3 protein-coding genes and 1 pseudogene are annotated in these 2,984 nt (G+C 48.4%); all 4 read right to left on the minus strand.

Going from position 1 to position 2,984, the window contains the following annotated elements; genetic code table 11:
* A pseudogene (locus C1T29_RS20100) lies at window positions 1-355 on the minus strand (2,3-bisphosphoglycerate-independent phosphoglycerate mutase); the annotation flags it as partial.
* Window positions 348-1,109: a triose-phosphate isomerase gene (gene tpiA, locus C1T29_RS20105; protein WP_020453003.1), complete on the minus strand. Its 762-nt coding sequence runs from the start codon at window positions 1,107-1,109 to the stop codon at window positions 348-350. The pseudogene C1T29_RS20100 and the gene tpiA, both read right to left, overlap by 8 nt.
* 30 nt (window positions 1,110-1,139) lie before the next feature.
* A complete protein-coding gene (gene pgk / locus C1T29_RS20110; protein ID WP_020453004.1) occupies window positions 1,140-2,324 on the minus strand; it encodes a phosphoglycerate kinase in 1,185 nt (394 codons plus the stop codon).
* Between the two features lie 174 nt (window positions 2,325-2,498).
* Window positions 2,499-2,984, minus strand: a 486-nt coding sequence (locus C1T29_RS20115; protein WP_208945541.1) for a type I glyceraldehyde-3-phosphate dehydrogenase, incomplete at its 5' end; no start/stop codon positions are given.

The raw sequence follows: 2,984 nt of genomic DNA on the forward strand, positions 1-2,984 counted from the left end.
CAGACAGCAGTCCGAACAAGTGGAGGTTTGTGCCTTTTTCTTTGACGTGTTTCATCGCGTCTAAAAACGTTTCGTTCCGCTCAAATTCGCCTTCACGGATTGCGACGTTGACGCGCGTCAGGAGTTGCTCTACGCGCCGTCCGGCGCCAATGTTCAAGTGGCCGACTTCAGAGTTTCCCATTTGTCCTTCGGGAAGTCCGACCGCTTCGCCTGAAGCTGTCAGCGTCTGATGCGGATACTTGTTCCAATAGCGGTCAAAGTTCGGTTTCTTCGCTTGGGCTACGGCGTTTCCGACTGTTTCGTCCCTTAGTCCAAACCCATCCAAAATGATGAGTGCGGCCAATTTATTACTCATATTGACCTGCCTCCAGTAATTGCACGAAAGACTGCGGCTCAAGGCTTGCTCCGCCGACAAGAGCGCCGTCGATATCGGATTCGGCCATATATTCTTTAATGTTCGCAGGTTTTACGCTTCCGCCGTACTGAATGCGGACGCTGTCTGCTGCAGCTTGTCCGAATTCTGATGCAACGGTTTTGCGGATGTGCGCGCATACTTCGTTTGCATCTTGTGCAGTTGAAGATTTGCCGGTTCCAATCGCCCAGATCGGCTCATAAGCGATCACGGAAGCAGCTACCTGTTCAGTTGTTAAACCTGCAAGTGCTTTTTTCACTTGGTCTGCAACAAGCTCGTTTGTTTTGTTTGCTTCGCGCTCTTCAAGCGTTTCACCTACGCAGATGATCGGCACGATGCCATATTTGAATGCAGCATGCGCTTTTTTGTTGACCGTTTCATCCGTTTCAGCAAACATTTCGCGGCGCTCGGAGTGGCCGATGACGCAGTATTCAACTCCGAGGTCTTTCAAAGCCGCAGGGCTGATTTCACCCGTGAAAGCACCGCTTTCTTCAAAGTGCATGTTTTGCGCGCCGACTTTCAGATCTGTACCTTTAACAGCTGATGCAAGCTTTTCAAGGAACAGTGCAGGCGCACAGACAACAGCTTCTGCTTTATCTGCTGCGGGAATGGAAGATTTCACTTCTTCAACGAAGCTGACAGCTTCTGAAAGCACTTTATTCATCTTCCAGTTACCGGCTATTATTGGTTTTCTCATGTGCTCCACTCCTTATGCTGTATATTTTGCTTACTTGTCGTTCAATGCTTTGACGCCAGGAAGTTCTTTTCCTTCCATAAACTCAAGGGAAGCTCCGCCGCCTGTTGAAATGTGGCTCATTTTGTCAGCAAGGCCGAACTTTTCTACAGCAGCTGCAGAGTCTCCGCCGCCGATGACAGAGTATGTATCTTTTGCCTCTGCTAAAGCTTCAGCGACAGCTTTTGTTCCTTTAGCGAACGCATCGAGTTCGAATACACCCATCGGTCCGTTCCAAACAACAAGCTTGCTGTTTTTAATGACGTCAGCATATGTTTTTCTTGTTTCCTCCCCGATGTCAAGGGCTTCCCAGTCGCTAGGGATTTCGCTGACCGGCACGACTTTCGTGTTGGCGTCGTTTGAGAAATCGTCAGCAACAAGCACGTCTGTAGGCATGTAGAAGTTCACGCCTTTTTCTTTGGCGCGGTCCATGAAAGATTTAGCCAATTCAATTTTATCTTCTTCAAGCAGAGATTTTCCTACTTCATGGCCCAGCGCTTTAACGAACGTGTAAGCAAGACCGCCGCCGATGATCAGGTTGTCTACTTTCTCAAGAAGACTTTCGATCACGCCGATTTTGTCTTTTACTTTTGCGCCGCCGATGATCGCTGTAAACGGACGTTCAGGGTTAGACAGTGCTTTGCCCAGCACTTCAAGCTCTTTTTCCATGAGGAAGCCTGCAACAGCCGGAAGGTGTTCAGCGATACCTGCTGTTGAAGCATGGGCACGGTGAGCCGCTCCGAATGCGTCATTGACATAAACGTCAGCCAGGTCGGCAAACGCTTTAGACAGCTCAGGATCATTCTTTTCTTCTCCCGGATAGAAGCGGACATTTTCCAATACGAGAATATCTCCGTCTTTCATTTCGGAAATTTGCGCTTTTACGGCGTCGCCGTAAGCTTCATCCGCTTTTTTCACTTCTTTGCCGATCAGTTCGCCGAGGCGTGCGGCTACCGGCGTTAAGCGAAGCTCTTCTGAAACCTGGCCTTTCGGACGGCCCAAGTGGCTTGCAAGAAGAACTTTCGCTCCCTGCTCTGTTAAGTATTGAATCGTCGGAAGTGCGGCGCGGATTCTCGTATCATCCGTCACTTTTCCGTCCTTCATCGGAACGTTAAAGTCAACACGGCAGAAAACAACACGGCCTTTTACATCAATGTCTTTTACTGATTTTTTGTTCATGGCTTTTAGGAGATCCTCCTTTTAATGTTTTACAAGCCTGAAAACGGAAATCCCCGGGCGGCTTAATTGGCGCCGATATGGAAAAAGGGAAAGGGAGTGTGTGTCCCCTTCCCTTGTCCGCTTTCATTATAGCGCTTCTCTCATCAAGAACCAAGTCTGATTCTGGTTTCCGGATTAAAGACCTTGTTTTGCGATGTAAGCGGCAAGGTCAACTACACGGTGAGAATATCCGCTTTCGTTGTCATACCAAGAAATAACTTTAACCATGCTGCCTTCCATAACCATTGTAGAAAGAGCATCGATTGTAGAAGAGTTTGCATTGCCGTTGTAGTCTTTAGAAACAAGCGGCTCTTCGCTGTAGCCAAGAACGCCTTGAAGTTCGCCTTCTGCTGCTTCTTTAAACGCTGCGTTTACTTCTTCTGCTGTTACTTCTTTGTCAAGTTCAGCAACCAGGTCAACAAGTGATACGTTTGGTGTTGGAACACGCATTGCTCCGCCGTTCAGTTTTCCTTTCAATTCAGGAAGTACAAGAGAAACGGCTTTCGCTGCACCAGTTGTTGTAGGAATGATGCTTTCAGCTGCCGCACGCGCACGACGGTAGTCTTTGTGCGGAAGATCCAGGATTTGCTGATCGTTTGTGTAAGAGTGAACAGTTGTCAT

This window comes from Bacillus sp. MBGLi79, from assembly GCF_002953915.1.

Coding starts and splice junctions, on each gene's coding strand:
- tpiA (WP_020453003.1), bottom strand. CDS start 1,109: ATGAGAAAACCAATAATAGCCGGTAACTGGAAGATGAATAAAGTGCTT.
- pgk (WP_020453004.1), bottom strand. CDS start 2,324: ATGAACAAAAAATCAGTAAAAGACATTGATGTAAAAGGCCGTGTTGTT.